The sequence below is a fragment of the Microvirga mediterraneensis genome (assembly GCF_013520865.1).
Taxonomy (GTDB): Bacteria; Pseudomonadota; Alphaproteobacteria; order Rhizobiales; family Beijerinckiaceae; genus Microvirga; species Microvirga mediterraneensis.
In genome coordinates this window covers 505,330-523,795 of record NZ_JACDXJ010000001.1, presented here as the reverse complement: position 1 = coordinate 523,795, position 18,466 = coordinate 505,330, and the positions used below count along the sequence as shown (strand labels likewise).

Genomic DNA, 18,466 nt, shown 5'->3' with positions numbered 1-18,466 from the left:
AGACACGAGAGAGACGGTTACGTGGCGCAAAGCGGTTCGCAAGAAGGACCCCTCCTGTCGGGCGTAGCATTGCGCTATGCTTCGGCGCTGTTCGAACTCGCCCGGGAAGCGAATGCCGTGGACGCCGTCGCCGGCGACCTCGCTCGCTTCGACCAGCTGATCCGCGGCAGCGACGACCTGCAGCGCCTGATCCAGAACCCCGTCTTCACGGCGGAAGAGCAGTCCGGCGCGATCGGAGCCATTCTCGACAAGGCCGGCATTTCCGGCCTCGCGGGCAATTTCATCCGCCTCGTCGCGTCCAAGCGCCGGCTCTTCGCGCTTCCCGACATGATCCGTGCCTTCCAGAACCTGGTGTCCGACGCGAAGGGCATCGTTCGGGCGCAGGTCGTCCTGGCGGAGGCTCCCTCCGACACCGTTCTCAACGAAATCAAGGCGGCGCTGCGCGACGTCGCCAAGGCTGACGTCTCCGTCGACGTCAAAATCGACCCGAGCCTCATCGGCGGTCTCATCGTGAAGATGGGGTCCCGCATGGTGGATGCCTCGGTGCGCACCAAACTCAATTCCATTCGTCTAGCGATGAAAGAGGTCCGCTGATGGACATTCGAGCCGCTGAGATCTCCGCGATCCTCAAAGAGCAGATCAAGAACTTCGGTACCGAGGCTGAAGTCACCGAAGTCGGACAGGTTCTGTCCGTCGGTGACGGTATTGCCCGTTGCTACGGCCTCGACAAGGTCCAGGCCGGCGAGATGGTCGAATTCGAGAGCGGCGTGCGTGGCATGGCCCTCAACCTCGAGACCGACAACGTCGGCGTCGTGGTGTTCGGCTCCGACCGTGAGATCGCCGAAGGCCAGACCGTGAAGCGTACCGGCGCCATCGTGGACGTGCCGGTCGGCAAGGGTCTGCTCGGCCGCGTCGTCGACGCGCTCGGCAACCCCATCGACGGCAAGGGCCCGATCCAGGCCACCGAGCGCCGCCGCGTGGACGTGAAGGCTCCCGGCATCATTCCGCGCAAGTCGGTGCATGAGCCGATGGCGACGGGCCTGAAGGCCATCGACGCCCTGATCCCGGTCGGCCGCGGCCAGCGCGAGCTGATCATCGGCGACCGCCAGACCGGCAAGACCGCCGTCGCCCTCGACACGATCCTGAACCAGAAGCCGCTGAACCAGGGCAACGACGAGTCGCAGAAGCTGTACTGCGTCTACGTGGCCGTCGGCCAGAAGCGCTCCACGGTCGCCCAGTTCGTGAAGGTGCTCGAAGAGAACGGCGCGCTGGAATACTCCATCGTCGTCGCCGCGACCGCTTCCGATCCGGCTCCGATGCAGTTCCTGGCGCCCTTCGCCGGCTGCGCCATGGGCGAGTTCTTCCGCGACAACGGCATGCATGCCGTGATCGTGTACGACGACCTGTCCAAGCAGGCCGTCGCCTACCGCCAGATGTCGCTCCTGCTGCGCCGTCCGCCGGGCCGCGAGGCGTATCCGGGCGACGTGTTCTACCTGCACTCCCGCCTGCTGGAGCGCGCCGCGAAGCTCAACGACAGCCAGGGCGCGGGCTCGCTCACCGCTCTGCCGGTCATCGAGACGCAGGCCAACGACGTGTCGGCCTACATCCCGACCAACGTGATCTCGATCACCGACGGCCAGATCTTCCTCGAGACGGACCTGTTCTACCAGGGCATCCGCCCGGCCGTGAACGTCGGTCTCTCGGTGTCGCGCGTGGGCTCCTCGGCCCAGACGAAGGCGATGAAGAAGGTCGCGGGCAAGATCAAGGGCGAGCTGGCCCAGTACCGCGAAATGGCGGCCTTCGCCCAGTTCGGCTCCGACCTCGACGCCACCACGCAGCGCCTGCTGAACCGCGGTTCGCGCCTGACCGAGCTCCTGAAGCAGCCGCAGTTCTCGCCGCTGAAGATGGAAGAGCAGGTCGCCGTGATCTATGCCGGCGTGAACGGCTACCTCGACAACCTGCCGCTCAACCGGGTGCGCGCGTTCGAGGACGGTCTGCTCTCGCTCCTGCGCGGCAAGCACGCCGACATCCTGGAAGCCATCCGCGCGTCCAAGGACCTGTCGAGCGACTCGGAAGCGAAGCTCAAGGACGTCGTCCAGAACTACGCCAAGTCCTTCTCGTAAAGACTTGGCTTCTCACAAAGATCGAACCGGGATACCGGAGAGGTAGGGCTGCTCGATGCCGAGCTTGAAAGACCTTCGTAACCGCATCGCCTCGGTCAAGGCGACGCAGAAGATCACCAAGGCCATGCAGATGGTGGCCGCCGCGAAGCTGCGCCGCGCGCAGACCGCGGCGGAAGCCGCGCGCCCCTATGCGGAGCGCATGGCGGTGGTGCTCGGCAACATCGCGTCCGGCATCACCGTCGGGCCGGAGACGCCGCGTCTTCTGGCCGGCACCGGCTCCGACCGTGTTCACCTGCTGATCGTCTGCACCGCGGAGCGTGGCCTCTGCGGCGCCTTCAACTCCTCGATCGCCCGTCTCGCCCGCGACCATGCCAACCGGCTGCTCGCCGAGGGCAAGACGGTCAAGATCGTCTGCGTCGGCAAGAAGGGCTACGACATCCTTCGCCGCCAGTTCGCGGAGCAGATCATCGAGTTCGTGGATCTGCGCTCCGTGCGCCAGATCGGATTCGAGCAGGCGGACATGATCGCCCAGAAGGTGCTCACCCGCTTCGACGCCGGCGAGTTCGACGTGGCGACCCTGTTCTACTCGCGCTTCCGCTCGGTGATCGCCCAGATCCCGACCGCGCAGCAGATCATCCCGGCCCAGATCGAGGCCAGCGCCGGCGCACCCGACGCGGTCTACGAGTACGAGCCCGAGGAAGGCGAGATCCTGACGACGCTCCTGCCGCGGAACCTCACCGTGCAGATCTTCCGCGCGCTGCTCGAGAACGCCGCTTCCGAACAGGGCGCCCGCATGAGCGCCATGGACAATGCGACCCGCAACGCGGGCGAGATGATCAAGAAGCAGACGATGACCTACAACCGGTCGCGTCAGGCGATGATCACCAAGGAACTGATCGAAATCATTTCGGGCGCCGAGGCGCTCTGACGAATCCGAGAGGAGCCAATCATGGCCAACACCGCTACCACTGCCGGTAAAGCGACCGGTCGCATCACCCAGGTCATCGGCGCCGTCGTCGACGTGCAGTTCGAAGGCCACCTGCCGGAGATCCTCAACGCTCTCGAGACCACGAACGGCGGCACCCGCCTCGTGCTCGAAGTGGCCCAGCAGCTCGGCGAAAGCACCGTCCGCTGCATCGCCATGGACACCTCCGAAGGTCTCGTCCGCGGCCAGGAAGTCACCGACACCGGCGCACCGATCTCGGTGCCCGTCGGAGCCGCCACCCTCGGCCGCATCATGAACGTCATCGGCGAGCCGGTGGACGAAGCCGGCCCGATCGTCGGCGAAGGCACCCGCGCTATCCACCAGCCCGCTCCGTCCTATGCCGAGCAGTCCACCGAGGGCCAGATCCTTGTGACGGGCATCAAGGTCGTCGACCTGCTCGCCCCCTACGCCAAGGGCGGTAAGATCGGCCTGTTCGGCGGCGCCGGCGTCGGCAAGACCGTGCTGATCATGGAGCTCATCAACAACGTCGCGAAGGCGCACGGCGGTTACTCCGTGTTCGCCGGCGTCGGCGAGCGTACCCGCGAGGGCAACGACCTCTATCACGAGATGATCGAGTCCAAGGTGAACGTGGATCCCCGCGAGGCAGGTTCTGCCGCCGGCTCCAAGTGCGCCCTCGTGTACGGCCAGATGAACGAGCCCCCGGGCGCCCGCGCCCGCGTCGCGCTCACCGGCCTGACCGTCGCCGAGAACTTCCGCGACCAGGGCCAGGACGTGCTGTTCTTCGTGGACAACATCTTCCGCTTCACCCAGGCGGGCTCCGAGGTGTCGGCGCTTCTCGGCCGTATTCCTTCGGCGGTGGGCTACCAGCCGACCCTGTCCACCGACATGGGCGCCCTGCAGGAGCGCATCACCACCACGACCAAGGGCTCGATCACCTCGGTGCAGGCCATCTACGTGCCCGCCGACGACCTGACCGACCCGGCTCCGGCGACCTCCTTCGCCCACCTCGACGCCACGACCGTGCTGTCGCGTTCGATCGCCGAGAAGGGCATCTACCCGGCGGTGGACCCGCTCGACTCGACCTCGCGCATGCTCTCCGCCGCCATCGTCGGCGAGGAGCACTACAACGTCGCCCGTCAGGTCCAGCAGGTGCTGCAGCGCTACAAGGCGCTCCAGGACATCATCGCGATCCTGGGCATGGACGAGCTCTCCGAAGAGGATAAGCTCACCGTCGCCCGCGCCCGCAAGATCGAGCGCTTCCTCAGCCAGCCCTTCCACGTGGCCGAAGTGTTCACCGGCTCGCCCGGCAAGCTCGTCGCGCTCGACGACACCATCAAGGGCTTCAAGGGTCTGGTCGAGGGTCAGTACGATCACCTTCCGGAGGCTGCCTTCTACATGGTCGGCACCATCGACGAAGCCGTCGAGAAGGCCCAGCGCCTCGCGGCCGAAGCGGCTTAATCTTCAACAGGGGACATCCCGGAGCCGTGCTTGCACACTCCGGGATGATCTTGTCCAAACGGACCTTTTCAAGCGTATCTCCCAAACGATTCCCGGCCGTCCACCGGCCACGGGATGACGAGGAGCTCAGATGGCTACCTTCACTTTCGAACTCGTCTCTCCCGAGCGCGTGCTGTTCTCCGGCGAGGTCGACGCCGTGGTGCTGCCGGCGACCGAAGGCGACATGACGGTTCTGGCCGGCCATTCGCCGGTGATGACGACCCTCAAGACCGGGTTCCTCGTCGTCACCAGCACACCCGGCAACGGCCGGCGGGTTCTCGTCCGCGGCGGCTTCGCCGACATCAACCAGAACGGCCTCACGGTCCTGGCCGAGCGCGCTCTTCCCGAGGAAGAGATCACGCAGGACATTCTCGACCAGGAGATCCTGACGGCCGAGATGCATTACGACGCGGCCAGCGAACCGGCCGCCAAGCACGTGGCCGAGGCGGCCATCGCGCAGCTGCGCGAAGCCAAGGCGGCGCTGAACTTCTAAGCCTGAAACAACCCGGCCCCGAGCCGGGTTTCTCTTTGATGGAACCCGCCGCGCCGCTCATTCTCACGCTCCAGTTCGACGAGCGCTCCTTCACCTTCTTCGACGCGCAACGACGGCGCTATTTTCCGCCTGAGCGGAACTTCATCCCGGCCCACCTGACGCTGTTCCATGCCCTGCCGGGGGAGCATCTCGGAATCATCGAGCAGGACCTCCAGCGACGCGCATCGGGCCGGCCGCCCTTCACGCTCGACGTCACCGGCCTGCGCCCCCTGGGACGCGGCGTTGCCTACGCCCTGCAATCAACGGAGCTGGCGCAGCTGCACCGTGAACTGGCCCTGCACTGGAACGACTGGCTCAAACCGCAGGACCGGCAGAACCACCAGCCGCATGTGACGCTGCAGAACAAGGTCCACCCATCCGCCGCCAGGGCCCTGCTGGACGAGCTGCGCGACGGTTTCCGGCCGTTTCAGGCGCAGGCTATCGGGCTGGAGCTGTGGTGGTATCGCGGCGGGCCGTGGGAGCGGGCGCGGAATTTTCGCTTCTCCCGAGATATCACCCTCACGTCATCACCGGCCTCGTGCCGGTGATCCCGATCGGAAAGTCGCGGCGCTTCACAGAAGCGGGATGGCCGGCACAAGGCCGGTGATGACGTCAAGGGTATCATCCCCTGCGATCCGCAGGACCGGGAAGAGGATCCATGACCGGCCGGCGCACTGGATTCCCTTCCCCTCCGCTTCGCGACGGCCGGGAATGACACTGAGAAGCTCTCACTCCCCCATGGCGATCAGGTTCGCATTTCCGCCGGCCGCCGCCGTGTTGATCGTGACCGTCTGCTCGGTGGCGAAGCGCAGGAGGTAGTGCGGACCCCCGGCCTTCGGACCGGTGCCGGACAAGCCGTGGCCGCCGAAGGGCTGCACGCCGACCACCGCGCCGATCATGTTGCGGTTCACGTAGACGTTGCCGACCGACAGGGCCTGCACGACCCGCGCCACCGTGGCATCGATCCGCGAATGGACGCCGAGCGTCAGCCCGTAGCCGGTGCCCTCGATGGCGCGCAGCACGTCCTCGAGACGATCCGCCTTGTAGCGCACCACGTGCAGAACGGGGCCGAACACCTCCTGGGCGAGATCATGCGGCCGGTTGAGCTCGAAGATATGCGGCGCCACATAGGTGCCGGTCGCGGGAGCCTCGCCGGCATAGTGCACTTTCGCCGAGCGCTTCATCGCCTCGATATGCGCGTCGAGCTTGTCCTTCGCCTCCCGGTCGATCACCGGGCCCACATGGGCCGAGACCTCGCGCGGATCGGCGATCTTCAGCTCGCGGGCATTGCCGGCGATCATCTCAATCATGCGATCGGCCACGTCGTCCTGCACGCAGAGCAAGCGCAGGGCCGAGCAGCGCTGCCCTGCGGAGCGGAAGGCGGACATCACCACGTCGTCGGCCACCTGCTCGGGCAGCGCGGTGGCATCCACGATCATCGCGTTGATGCCGCCGGTCTCGGCGATCAGCGGCACGATGGCCGCGTCCTTGGTGGCAAGCGTGCGGTTGATGATGCGGGCGACCTCCGTCGAGCCTGTGAAGACGACGCCCGCCACGTCCCTGTGCTCCACGAGGCGCGCGCCGAGGCGTCCGTCGCCCGGCATGAGATGAAGAGCGGTCCTCGGCACCCCGGCTTCATGTAGGATGCGCACCGCCAGGTCCGCGATCAGCGGCGTCTGCTCGGCGGGCTTCGCCACCACGGCGTTGCCCGCCATTAGGGCGGCGCTGACCTGACCGAGGAAGATCGCGAGCGGGAAGTTCCATGGCGAGATCGCTACGAAGACGCCGCGACCGCGCAGGCGCAGCACGTTGCTCTCGCCGGTCGGTCCCGGCATCGTGTCTCCCGCGCCGAACAGCGTGCGGCCCTGGACAGCGTAATAGCGCAGGAAGTCGACAGCCTCGCGCACCTCGGAGAGCGCATCGTCGAGGGTCTTGCCCGCTTCCGCCTGCAACAGATGCAGCAAGGCGCCGCGCCGCTCCTCCAGGAGATCGGCCGCGCGCTGGAGCGCCTGGGCCCGGGTCTTCGCATCCGTGCGGCTCCAGACTTTGAATCCGGCCTGCGCGGCCGCCATGGCCCGGTCGGCCACCTCCGGCGAGGCTTCCGTCACCTGGCCGACTACGGTCGAGCCGTCGATGGGGCTGACGACCGGACGTGCCGTGCCCGACGCCGCCTTGCCGTCGATCAGCGGTTCCGCCTTGAAGCCCTGCTGCCGGCCTTTGTCGATCTCGGCGAGAAGCGCATCGAGGGAGGCGCGATGGCCGAACTCCACGCCCTTCGAGTTCGCACGCTCGGGGCCGTAGAGGTCGCGCGGCAGGGGCAGTTTGGGATGACGCGCCTTGTCGGCGGATACGATGATGTCGGCGGGCCGCTTCAGCAGCGCCTGGACCGGCACGTTCGGATCGGCCGCCACCGACACGAAGGACGAATTCGCGCCGTTCTCCAGCAGACGACGCACGAGATAGGCGAGCAGGTCGCGATGGCCGCCCACCGGCGCATAGGCGCGGCAGGCGAGGCCCGGATTGTCTTCGAGCAGGCGCGCATAAAGCGCCTCGCCCATGCCGTGCAGGCGCTGGAACTCGTAGCCTTCCGTGCCGCCGGCGCGCTCGATGATCGACGCAACGGTGAGCGCATTGTGCGTGGCGAATTGCGGGTAGATGCGCGGGCGCAAGGACAGCATCTTCTCGGCGCAGGCGATGTAGTGCAGGTCCGTCATCGCCTTGCGGGTGAAGACCGGGTAATCGTCGAGACCGCGCTCCTGGGCGCGCTTCACCTCCGTGTCCCAATAGGCGCCCTTCACGAGGCGCACCATGAGCTGGCGGTCGTATTTCTCCGCCATGGCCGCGATCGCGTCGACCACCGACCCGGCGCGCTTCTGGTAGGCCTGGATGGCGAGCCCGAAGCCCTTCCAGTCCGCAAGCGAGGAATCGGCCAGCACGGCCTCGATCACCTCGAGGGACAATTCGAGCCGGTCGGCCTCTTCCGCGTCGATCGTGAAGTTGAGATCGTAGGCTTTCGCCTGTCGGGCGAGCTCGATCACGAGCGGCACCAGCTCGCGCATGACCCGCTCGCGGCTCGTGGCCTCGTAGCGGGGGTGGAGGGCCGAAAGCTTCACCGAGATGCCGGGGCGGTTCGGCAGCGGCTCGTTGCCGGCGGAGCGGCCGATGGCGTCGATGGCGGAGGCGTAAGAATCGAAATAGCGGCGCGCATCCTCGGCCGTGCGGGCGCCTTCGCCGAGCATGTCGAAGGAATAGCGGTAGATCCGGCCCTTGGACGAGGCGGCGCGCTTGAGCGCCTCCTCGATGGTCTGGCCGAGCACGAAATGGTTGCCCATGACCCGCATGGCCTGACGGGTGGCGGTGCGCACGGCGGGCAGGCCGAGACGCTTGGTGAGCTGGCCCAGGATGCTCTCCGGCGTCTCGCCGGGCTGGATGATCCGTGCCGTGATGCCGAGTGCCCAGGCCGAGGCCGAGACCAGGAAGGCATCGGACTTGGCCTCGTGGCCGGCGAAATCGGCCTGGCCCAGCTTGTCCTCGATCAGCCGATCGGACGTGGCGGCATCGGGCACCCGCAGCAGGGCTTCTGCAAGCACCATAAGGGCGAGGCCCTCCTTGGTGGAGAGCGCGTACTCCCGCAGCATCTCCTCGACGCCGCCGAGCCCGCCGCCCTTGGCGCGAATCGCCTCGATCAGGCGGGCGGCCTGCTCGTCCACGCGCTTCTCGCGCTCCGGCGAGAGACGGGAGCTCGCCAGCAGGCGAGCCGCAAGGGCCTTGTCGTCCTCGGCGAAGGGCGGGTTGAAGGGCAGGGGGGCAACGGGGGCAGGGCTCATCGACAATCCTCTGGATATTATTCGGGAATATATGAGGCCTCCGACCGTGTTTCGATGGCGAAATTGACGTTCTGACCTTATGAACGGCGGCGGGATTGTAGAAAGACCGTGAAAATGACGGATTTGGACCGGATTGATCGCAGGATCCTCAAGGCGCTCCAGGCCGACGGCCGCATCGCCACCGTGGAGCTGGCCGAAAAGGTGGGGTTGTCGCCGACCTCTACCGGCGAGCGCGTCAAGCGCCTCCAGCGCGAAGGAGTCATCGCCGGTTACGGGGCGCGGCTCGATCCACGCCGGCTCGGGCTCGAATTACTAGTCTTCGTGGAGGTTTCCCTCGACAAGACGACACCCGACGTCTTCGAGAAATTCGCCGCCGCCGTGAAGCGGGCGCCCGAGGTTCTCGAATGCCACATGGTGGCGGGCGGTTTCGATTACCTGGTCAAGACCCGCGTGGCCGACATGGCCGCCTATCGCCACTTCCTCGGCGAGATCCTCCTGGCGCTCCCGGGCGTGAAGGAAACGCGCACCTATGCGGTCATGGAGGAGGTGAAAAGCGACGGGATGCTGCCGGTGTGAAGGGGGGAGCACCACAATGTCATTTCCGGCCGGAGCGTCAGCGGAGGGGAAGGGAAACCATGATGCTGAGCGTGAGAGTGGATCCCCTTCCCGCACTGTGTGCGCCGGGGATGACAGCGCTGAGCCTCACCGAAGCGAGATGGCCGGCACAAGGCCGGCCATGACAGGGCAGAGTTGCCTTACCCGGAAATCGTCTCCGGCTCGTTCTTCGTCTTCCAGAGCGAGAAGACGACGCCGCCTGCGATCAGCGCGAAGGTGACGCCGAGCGAGATCGTGGGATCGAGCTTGCCGACGAGCTGGTTCCAGAAGATCTTGCCACCGATGAAGACGAGCACCAGGGCGAGAGCGTATTTCAGGTAGTGGAACCGGTGCACCATGGCGGCGAGCGCGAAGTAGAGCGCGCGCAGGCCGAGGATCGCCATGATGTTTGCCGTATAGACCACGAAGGTATCGGTCGTGATGGCGAAGATCGCCGGCACCGAATCGACTGCGAAGATCAGGTCGGCCACGTTGATCACCACGAGGGCGAGGAAGAGCGGCGTCGCCCAGGTGACGATCCGGCCCGTCTTCGGATCGGGCTCCCGCACGAAGAAGTGCTGCTCGTGCAGGCGGTCCGAGACCCGCATGTGCCTGCGCAGGAAGCGCACCATGGCGTTGTTGTCGATGTTCGGCTCGCTCTCGGGCACGAGCAGCATCTTGACGCCCGTGATGATGAGGAAGGCGCCGAAGAGATAGAGCATCCAGGCGTATTCCTGCACGAGGGCCGCGCCCACGGCGATCATGATGCCGCGCAGCACGATGACGCCGACGATGCCCCACACGAGGGCCCGGTACTGGTATTTCCGGGGGATCGCGAAATAGCTGAAGATCAGCGAGATCACGAAGACGTTGTCGATGGACAGGGACTTCTCGATGAAGAAGCCGGTGAAATAGGCGATGCCCGCATGGCTGCCGTCCTGGGTCACCAGGAGGCCGGTCTCGAAGGACCACCAGATATAGGCGCCGAACAGCGCTGCGATGCCGATGTAGAAGGCGGACAGGAGAAGGCTCTCCTTCACGCCGAGCTCTTTGTCCTTCCTGTTCAGGACACCGAGATCGAAGGCGAGAAGAAACACGACAAGGCTAAGGAAAGCCGTCCACATCCAGACGGGCTTTCCCAGCCATTCCACGAGAAGGAATTCTGGCATAACCGGACCTATGATTGCTTTTTCGTACAAGCATCGGCTCCGACATCACAGTCGTGTGCGCACGTCCTGCCAGAGGGGCCCGGTCGCCGATGGGTGTCACGTGGGAAGCCCTCCCGCGGCCGTCAAGGGGCGTGGGACCGAGTTCATCTGCTCAATTTTCCGTCAGATGCCTGCCCCAGGAGCAGTGATGCCCGGGCAAGAGACTTGACCCTGTGTGCCGATCTGGTTGCATGGTCGTGAACCGGGCAGGCGGGCAGGAAGAGCCCCATGAGGCTCCGACCATAAAAAGCAGAGGTGACGGTGATGTTTGCGGATCGTGCGAAGAAGGCGACGTGGATCAGGGGGATGCTGGCCGGCGCGGCCGTGCTTCTCGGGTCCGCCGCGGCCCAGGCTCAGACCCCGGTGCGGTTCTCCCTGGACTGGCGCTGGGAGGGGCCGGCCGCCCCCTTCGCCGTCGCGCTCGACAAAGGCTACTTCAAGGCCGAGGGGCTCGACGTGACCATCGACCCGGCGGCGGGCTCCCGCGAGCCGATCTCGCGCGTGGCGTCGGGCACCTACGACGTGGGCTTCGGCGACGTGAACTCCCTCGTGCGCTTCCGCGACGAGAATCCCGGCACGGACATCAAGGCCGTGATGGTGATCTACGACCGGCCGCCCTTCGCCATCATCGGCCGCAAGAGCCGCGGCGTCACCAAGGACGTGGCGAGCCTGCAAGGCAAGAAGTTCGGTGCTCCGGCGGCCGACGGCGCCTATGCGCAATGGCCGATCTTCAAGGCGGTCAACAAGATCGACGATTCCACCATGAAGTTCGAGAATGTGGGCTTCCCGATCCGCGAGCCGATGCTGGCTCAAGGAGAAGTCGACGCGGTGTTCGGCTTCTCCATGTCGTCCTACATCAACCTGAAATCCCGCGGCGTCCCGGCGGACGACATCGTCGTGATGCTCATGAGCGATTACGGCGTCGACCTCTACGGCAACACCATCATCGTCTCCCAGAAATTCGCCCAGGAGAAGCCTGAGGCCGTGAAGGGCCTGCTGCGCGCGATCATGAAGGGCGTGCAGGACACGGTGAAGGACCCGTCGGGCGCGGTCGATTCCGTCATCAAGCGCAACGACGTGGCCAAGAAGGACGTGGAGCTCGAGCGCCTCAAGATGGTGCTGGAGCAGAACATGATCACGCCCTGGGTCAAGGAGAACGGCTTCGGCGGCATCGACAAGGACCGCTTCGCCAAGGCCCTCGACCAGATCGGCCTGACCTTCACCTACAAGGCAAAGCCCGAAGTCGGCGCCGTGTTCACGGAGGAGTTCCTCCCCGCGGCCGACCAGCGCAAGGTGAACTGATCCCGCAGGCCCGGCCGTCCAGCGGCCGGGCTCTTTTTTCTGGCTCGCCGGCTTCGTGTCATGAAAACCTTTGTCGACATTCACGACGTTACCCACGTCTATGCGCGGGCCGAAGACGGTCTGCCCGCGGTCAGGAACCTCAACCTCAAGGTGAACGAAGGCGAGTTCGCCGCCATCGTGGGTCCTTCCGGTTGCGGCAAGTCCACTCTCATGAAGCTCGCCACCGGGCTGCAGTTCCCCCGCGAGGGAACGGTCATCGTCGGTGGCAGACAGGTGGGAGCTCCTGTCAAGCTCGCTGGTATGGCTTTCCAGAATCCTACCATGCTGCCCTGGCGCACCACCCTCGACAACATTCTCCTGCCGCTCGAGATCGTGGAGCCGCACCGCTCCCGCCTGCGCCGCCACAAGGCGGAGTACGTGGCCAAGGCCGAGAGCCTGCTGGAGCAGGTCGGCCTGAAGGGCCAGGGGCATAAGTTCCCCTGGCAGCTCTCCGGCGGCATGCAGCAGCGCGCCTCCCTCTGCCGGGCGCTGATCCACGAGCCCAAGCTCCTGATGCTCGACGAGCCCTTCGGCGCGCTCGACAGCTTCACCCGCGAGGAATTGTGGTGCGTGATGCGCGATCTCCATGCCGCCCAGAAGGTCACGATCATTCTCGTCACCCACGACCTGCGCGAGGCCGCGTTCCTGTCGGACCGGATTTTCTGCATGAGCGCGCGGCCGGGCCGGATCGTCGCCGAGCGGGAGGTGGAGTTTCCCCGGCCGCGCGATCTCGAGATCACCTATACGCCCGAATTCTCCGCCCTCGTCCACGAATTGCGCGGGCATATCGCGCAGGCGCGCAAAGCAGCTTGAAACCCATGAAAACCAAGAACCGGCTCGCCCTCGCTCCCTGGATCTTCACGGTCGGCTTCTTCGTGCTGTGGGAAATCGTCTGCCGTGTCCTCAAGGTGTCGAGCTTCATTCTTCCGGCGCCCTCCACGATCCTTTTTGCCGTATGGGAATACCGGACCCAGCTTGCCTACCACGCCATGCACACCCTCTGGATGACGCTGGCCGGTTTCGGCCTCGCGGTCGGGTTCGGCCTGCTCCTCGGCATGGTGCTCGGCTCCTCGCGGCTCATCAATGCAGGGTCCTACCCGCTGCTCGTGGGCTTCAACTCGATCCCGAAGGTGGCCGTGGTGCCGATCCTCGTGTTCTGGTTCGGAGTCGGCTGGGTGCCGCCGGTGATGACGGCCTTCCTGATCTCGTTCTTTCCCATCGTGGTGAACGTGGCCACCGGCATTTCCACCGTGGAGCCGGAAATGGAGGACGTGCTGCGGGCGCTCGGCGCCTCGAAGCGGGACATCGTGCTCAAGGTCGGCGTACCCCGCGCCATGCCGTATTTCTTCGGCTCGCTGAAGGTCGCGATCACGCTCGCCTATGTGGGCTCGGTCATCGGCGAGCAGAACGCGTCCAATGTGGGCATCGGCAACCTTCTCACCCGCGCCTCGGCGGCCTTCGAGGTGCCGCTGGTCTGGGCGGCCCTCGTGGTGCTCGCCGTGCTCGGCGTCGTCATGTATGCGATCACCGCTTACGTGGAGCGCTCCATGACCGGCTGGGCGCAGCGCTCGCAGATGGCCGCGTGAGGGACGGCCGTTCTCACCGGTCCGGCAGGGCCGCTCCCGCCTTGTAGGCTTCCGTCAGGCTCCAGGTCACGGTCACCTTGGCCGTGCCGCTGTAGGAGGCGTTCGCCAGGGGCAGCACGACGACCGGTCGTTGCAGGGTGATCGTTTCGGTCTTCGTGCCGGAAAGCGGCGCGCCGTTCAGGGTCTTGGCCACCCATGCGGCGATGTCCCCGGGGACGGTCGCCTTGACGCTTCCGGCGTTGGCCTGCATGGCGGCGGCCTCCGGGAAGAGGAAGCCCGGGAGGAAGAGCGTCCCGGCTTCCTCGTTCACGACCGACATCGGATAGGACAGGCACAGGGACGGCTTGGCCTGCGCGATGTCGAACCTGACCTCGTGGTTCCACGGCTTCGACGCGCCCACGTCCGAGACGGAGCCCCGGCTGACGTCGTCGCGGGTCGCCCTGAACTTGCCGGGGCAGCCTTCGAGCCCGAACCATTGCCGGTAGATCGCCTTGTCTTCCTGGGCGGCCGTCGAGGCATCCGGGAGGCCGGGTCTCATGGTGGCCCCGGGAGGCGGGGTCATCAGGCCGGGATTCGATTGCATCACGGCGGCCTTGATGCAGGCCTCGTCGCCCTTGCATTTGGCATAGGCCTGCATGATCGCCTGGTTGACCTGCTGCTGCATGGCGGCGTTCGGCGGCGCGGCGGGCGCCATGGCCCTGTTGCGCTCCTGGATCTTCTGCATGTTGGCGATCTGCCGGGCGCTGGTGTCCTGCGCCTTGCGGATGGAAGCCGGATCGAGCGGGTTCATGGCTTCGAGGCTGTCGCTCGGTTCAAGGACGGTCGCCAGGAAGAAGTGCTCCGAGATCGTTCCCTTCTCGGAGCTGACTTTGGTCTGCCATCCTTCCGAACCTTCCACCCGCACGTCGATCTTCAGGATGCGCGGTCCGGGAGGCTGGCCTGCCTGAGCCGGAACGGCAAGGGCGGCGCCGCACAGAAGGACGGTCCGGACGAATTTCGAAACCAGCATCGCAATCAGCCTTACAGAATCAGCGTTATAGCATCGCTATAACCTATCTCATGACCGGCCGTTACGGAAGCTTCATCAGCGTCTGAGAGACAGGGGATTATCCGAGAGGGCTGCCGCATCGGGCTCGTCGACGGCCGGGCGCCCGAGGAAGGCATTCCAGAGCTTTTCCACGGTCTCGCGCTCCAGGTCGTCCACGATGAAGACGATGCGGCTGCGCCGGTCTTCGCTCGGCCAGCGCGGCAGCACGGCGGGAACATGGATCACATGCTGCACGCCGTGAATGACGACCGGGTGTTCGGGATCCTCGGCCAGGGCCACGAGACCCTTCACGCGCAGCAGTTTCGCACCCTGGGACGAGCGCAGGAGGTCCAGGAACATGTCGAGGGTGCCCTGGCGGATGGGCTGGTCGCTGATGAGGCAGAAGGAGTGGATCTTCTCGTCGTGCCGGTTCACGTCGTGATGATGGTGGTGATGATCGTGCCCATGGCCGTGATGGTGGTGATGGTCGTGCTGATGGGCGTGGCTCTCGCGCTCCGCCTCCTCCACGGCCTCCGTCTTCAGCCATTGGGCCACGTCGGCGATCTTGCCGTCGAGGCCGAAAAGTCCGCCCGAGATGATCGCGTCGGCGGGCGCATCGGCCTCCAGGAGAGCGGCGCCCGGATTGAGCTGGTGCAGCCGTTCGCGCAGCCGGTCGAGACTCCTCCGGTCGTCGACGAGGTCGGTCTTGGTGATGACGATCCGCTCGGCAACGGCGGCCTGCTTCACGGCTTCCCGATGGGCGTCCAGGGTGGCCGCACCGTTGACGGCGTCGACCGCCGTCACCACGCCTTCCACCGCATAGCGCATCGACAGATAGGGGTGGTAGAGCACGGCATGGAGGATCGGCGCCGGGTCGGCGAGGCCCGTGGTCTCGATGATCACGCGCCTGAACGGCAGGACACGGTCGTTGTCGCGCTTGCGCAGAAGGTCCTCGAGCGTCGCGATGAGGTCGCCGCGCACGGTGCAGCAGAGACATCCGGCGGAGAGAAGCACCATGCCCTCGTCGACGGTCTCCACCAGCAGATGGTCGAGGCCGATCTCGCCGAACTCGTTCATGATCACCACCGTGTCCCGCAGGGCCGGATCCTTCAGGAGCCGGTTGAGCAGGGTCGTTTTCCCGGAGCCCAGGAAGCCGGTGAGAATGGTGAGCGGGATCGGCGGGGGAGGGGTCATGGTCGTCATCGTATCAATCCGCAATCGGCACCAGCGGGCCTTTCAGGCGCCGCCGTTCCAGGAGAACGTTGGCCATGATGGCGGCCAGCACAAGAGCGCCGCCGGCGATTTGCAGCGGTGCCAGAGTCTCGTTCAGGATGATGGCCGAGGACAAAGCCGCCACGACCGGCTCCGCGCAATAGATGATCCCGGCCGCCACCGCCGTAATACGCCCGAGCGCCAGGAACTGCAGCACGAAGCCCACGATATAGCCGCCGATGGTCATGGCCACCGCGAAGGGAGCGAGAGCCAGCGTGGACGGTGGCGCGAGCTGGCCCGCCGCCAGGCTGATGAGGGCGGCCGTCGGCAGAACGAGCAGATGGATCCAGAAGGTCTTGGCCATCACGCCGGTCTTGCGGCAGCGGGCTGCGGCAAAGAACTGGATGGCCGTGGCGATGCTCGCGCCGAAAGCCAGGGCGAGGCCGCGCCAGTCGAGATCTCCGAAAGCCGGCCCCACCACGAGACCGACGCCCAGGGTCGCGAGCGCCACCACGCCGAGCAGAGCCGGCGTGAGTCTCGTCCCTTCCACGAAGGGGCTCGCGAGCACGATCAGGATGGGAAAGGTGTAGAATACCACGGCGGCCACCGCTACGGGGATGTAGGCGACCGACGAGAGATAGCAGAGGCCCACGAACGCGGTGGAAATGCCGAGCAGGAGCAGGGTGCCTCGCTCCGCTCGCGCGGCCTTTAAGGAACTCTTCGCGACAGCCGCCACGATGCCGACCAGCACCAGCATCAGAAAGACCCGATAGACCACGATGGCGGAGCCGCTGGCTCCGGCAAAGGACGCCATACGGGCATAGACGATGTTGACGCCGTAGAGGCTGGCCGAGGCGAGGGCGAAGAGAAGGCCGTCGGCCGGGGAGGAGGAGCGGGTCATCGGGCACGCGTACGATTCAAGGCTCCGCACCGTTCGCGCGGATCGAGCGCGAAAGCAAGGGAGCAAGCAAAACGCCCGGTCGATGACCGGGCGCTGCAGAGCATTTCACGTTTCGCGGATCAGTTCGCGACGGATTTGGGCTTCCCGTTGGCGTCGGCTTTTTGAGGAGCCTTCGCGGCAGGCTTGGAAGCGGGCTTGGCGTTGCCGGTCACCGGCTTGACGGCGACGCTGGCGCGCCCCTGGTCCTTGCCCTTCGCCGTGGACTTTACGGGCTCCTTGTCGGCCGTCTCGCTCTCGTCCGCCGCCTTGGCGTCGGTCTTCTTGGCCGGAGCCTTCTTGGAAGCGGTGGCTTTCTTGGTCTTTGCCTTGCGGGCCTGCTCGGCGGCTTCTTCGGCGGCAGCCTGGGCGGCGAGCTCGGCCTCGGACGGAGGATTAAGCCCGATCCAGACGCGCTCCGGCTGAACCGCCGCGCGGGGGCCGAGCGCGGTGCGCACCGGCTTCTCGGTCGTGTTCCCGGCAAAGGCCATGACCTCGGAGGAGAACAGGTTCGGGATGTTGCTGTCCGTCTCGGCGACGACCGGGGCGTCTTCTTCCTGCGGCATCGGCCCGCGACGGTCGCAGATGACGGGGCGCATGTCCGGCGGTGTGGTGTTGCTGGAAACGGGCAAGGCCGCGAGCTCCGGATTGGTGAAGTTCACCTTGCTGCTGAACCCGCGGTCGAACAGCTCGGCCGCCTTGATCGTGCGCTCGTTGGCCGATTGGGCGCCGAGCACGACCGTGATGAGGTGGCGGCCGTTGCGGGTCGCGCTCGCCACCACATTGAAGCCCGCCGAGCAGATGAAGCCGGTCTTCATGCCGTCGGCGCCGGGATAGCGGCCGATGAGGCCGTTCGTGTTGCGCATAATGCGCCGGCCGTATTGAACCGCCCCGATGTCGAACAGCTCCCTGTCCTCCGGGAACTCGAGCAGCAGCGCCCGGGCCAGAACCGCCATGTCGCGGGCCGTGGTCTGGTTGCGCTCGTCGGGCAGGCCGTGGGGATTGACGAAATGGCTGCTGACCATGCCGAGGCGCTGGGCGTGGGCGTTCATCAGGTCGGCAAAGCCGTCGATCGAGCCGCCGATATTCTCCGCGATGGTCGCGGCGATGTCGTTCGCGGACTTCACCATCATGATCTTGAGGGCGTTGTCGAGGCGGATCTGCGTGCCGGGCTTGAAGCCCATCTTGGACGGGGGCAGGGCGGCCGCGCCGTCGGTGACGGTGAGCAGCGTCTCCATGCTCATCTGGCCGGAGCGCACCTTGTCGAGGGCCACATAGGCCGTCATCAGCTTGGTGATCGAAGCCGGAAACCAGGGGTCGGTCGCCCGTTCCGCGTGCAGAACGCGGCCGGATTCGAGTTCAACGACAAGAGCAGGGCCGCCGGCCGCCAGCGCCGAGCCGCTGAACAAGGCGGCAAGGGCAAAGGCTGTCGCGCGGAGGGCACGGCTAACGTTCATGCGGAACGACTCCTTGGCTTCGTCCAACGATAGGAGAGGATCTCGATGAGGCCCCGCCTGTCAGCTGGGCCATTTGTAGGGCCAATCCTTAACCTTGGCTAGGTTGGCCGGATTTTTGACAGTTTATACCGCCCTTCTTAACGAAATTCGTGTCAACAGAGTGGCAAGAGCGGCGCGGT

General features: G+C 65.9%; 16 protein-coding genes. 10 read left to right on the top strand and 6 right to left on the bottom strand.

Features of this window, described 5'->3' with window-relative positions:
- Window positions 1-21 precede the first annotated feature (21 nt).
- The 6 genes from H0S73_RS02410 (at window position 22) to H0S73_RS02385 (ending at window position 5,646) form a co-directional block, all read left to right on the top strand.
- Window positions 22-594 carry a F0F1 ATP synthase subunit delta gene (locus tag H0S73_RS02410; RefSeq protein ID WP_181050658.1) on the top strand — a complete coding sequence of 191 codons (573 nt, stop codon included), beginning with the start codon at window positions 22-24 and terminating at the stop codon, window positions 592-594.
- Window positions 594-2,123 (top strand): F0F1 ATP synthase subunit alpha, encoded by a 1,530-nt coding sequence (gene atpA, locus H0S73_RS02405; RefSeq protein ID WP_009493464.1) that lies wholly within the window; start codon window positions 594-596, stop codon window positions 2,121-2,123. The genes H0S73_RS02410 and atpA overlap by 1 nt, the downstream gene beginning before the upstream one ends.
- A gap of 55 nt (window positions 2,124-2,178) precedes the next feature.
- The gene (locus tag H0S73_RS02400) at window positions 2,179-3,051 is read left to right on the top strand and encodes a F0F1 ATP synthase subunit gamma (RefSeq protein ID WP_181050657.1); all 873 of its coding nucleotides are present in this window, start codon (window positions 2,179-2,181) and stop codon (window positions 3,049-3,051) included.
- 21 nt (window positions 3,052-3,072) lie between these two features.
- On the top strand, window positions 3,073-4,527 hold the full coding sequence (gene atpD, locus H0S73_RS02395) for a F0F1 ATP synthase subunit beta (protein ID WP_181050656.1): 1,455 nt from the start codon (window positions 3,073-3,075) through the stop codon (window positions 4,525-4,527).
- Between the two features lie 130 nt (window positions 4,528-4,657).
- A complete protein-coding gene (locus H0S73_RS02390; RefSeq protein ID WP_181050655.1) occupies window positions 4,658-5,059 on the top strand; it encodes a F0F1 ATP synthase subunit epsilon in 402 nt (133 codons plus the stop codon).
- Window positions 5,060-5,097: 38 nt separating this feature from the next.
- On the top strand, window positions 5,098-5,646 hold the full coding sequence (locus H0S73_RS02385; protein ID WP_181050654.1) for a 2'-5' RNA ligase family protein: 549 nt from the start codon (window positions 5,098-5,100) through the stop codon (window positions 5,644-5,646).
- 180 nt (window positions 5,647-5,826) lie between these two features.
- On the opposite strand, the gene putA is transcribed toward H0S73_RS02385, so the two are convergent.
- On the bottom strand, window positions 5,827-8,925 hold the full coding sequence (gene putA, locus H0S73_RS02380; RefSeq protein ID WP_181050653.1) for a bifunctional proline dehydrogenase/L-glutamate gamma-semialdehyde dehydrogenase PutA: 3,099 nt from the start codon (window positions 8,923-8,925) through the stop codon (window positions 5,827-5,829).
- Between the two features lie 114 nt (window positions 8,926-9,039).
- Here putA and H0S73_RS02375 point away from each other — a divergent pair, with 114 nt between their 5' ends.
- Window positions 9,040-9,501, top strand: a complete 462-nt coding sequence (locus H0S73_RS02375) for an Lrp/AsnC ligand binding domain-containing protein (protein WP_181050652.1) — start codon at window positions 9,040-9,042, stop codon at window positions 9,499-9,501.
- Window positions 9,502-9,680: 179 nt separating this feature from the next.
- On the opposite strand, the gene H0S73_RS02370 is transcribed toward H0S73_RS02375, so the two are convergent.
- On the bottom strand, window positions 9,681-10,688 hold the full coding sequence (locus H0S73_RS02370) for a TerC family protein (protein ID WP_181050651.1): 1,008 nt from the start codon (window positions 10,686-10,688) through the stop codon (window positions 9,681-9,683).
- Window positions 10,689-10,991: 303 nt separating this feature from the next.
- On the opposite strand from H0S73_RS02370, the gene H0S73_RS02365 reads away from it, so the two are divergent.
- From H0S73_RS02365 to H0S73_RS02355, 3 genes are read left to right on the top strand one after another with little or no spacing between them, the layout of a single operon-like run.
- Window positions 10,992-12,029 (top strand): ABC transporter substrate-binding protein, encoded by a 1,038-nt coding sequence (locus H0S73_RS02365; protein ID WP_181050650.1) that lies wholly within the window; start codon window positions 10,992-10,994, stop codon window positions 12,027-12,029.
- 60 nt (window positions 12,030-12,089) lie between these two features.
- A complete protein-coding gene (locus H0S73_RS02360; RefSeq protein ID WP_181050649.1) occupies window positions 12,090-12,881 on the top strand; it encodes an ABC transporter ATP-binding protein in 792 nt (263 codons plus the stop codon).
- Between the two features lie 5 nt (window positions 12,882-12,886).
- On the top strand, window positions 12,887-13,654 hold the full coding sequence (locus tag H0S73_RS02355) for an ABC transporter permease (protein ID WP_181050648.1): 768 nt from the start codon (window positions 12,887-12,889) through the stop codon (window positions 13,652-13,654).
- Between the two features lie 13 nt (window positions 13,655-13,667).
- On the opposite strand, the gene H0S73_RS02350 is transcribed toward H0S73_RS02355, so the two are convergent.
- The 4 genes from H0S73_RS02350 to H0S73_RS02335 all read right to left on the bottom strand — a co-directional run bounded on the left by H0S73_RS02350 (window position 13,668) and on the right by H0S73_RS02335 (window position 18,287).
- On the bottom strand, window positions 13,668-14,663 hold the full coding sequence (locus H0S73_RS02350) for a hypothetical protein (protein WP_181050647.1): 996 nt from the start codon (window positions 14,661-14,663) through the stop codon (window positions 13,668-13,670).
- Window positions 14,664-14,738: 75 nt separating this feature from the next.
- Window positions 14,739-15,884 carry a CobW family GTP-binding protein gene (locus tag H0S73_RS02345; protein ID WP_181050646.1) on the bottom strand — a complete coding sequence of 382 codons (1,146 nt, stop codon included), beginning with the start codon at window positions 15,882-15,884 and terminating at the stop codon, window positions 14,739-14,741.
- A gap of 4 nt (window positions 15,885-15,888) precedes the next feature.
- A complete protein-coding gene (locus H0S73_RS02340) occupies window positions 15,889-16,794 on the bottom strand; it encodes an EamA family transporter (protein ID WP_181050645.1) in 906 nt (301 codons plus the stop codon).
- Between the two features lie 119 nt (window positions 16,795-16,913).
- The gene (locus H0S73_RS02335; protein ID WP_181050644.1) at window positions 16,914-18,287 is read right to left on the bottom strand and encodes a D-alanyl-D-alanine carboxypeptidase family protein; all 1,374 of its coding nucleotides are present in this window, start codon (window positions 18,285-18,287) and stop codon (window positions 16,914-16,916) included.
- Between the last annotated feature and the right edge of the window lie 179 nt (window positions 18,288-18,466).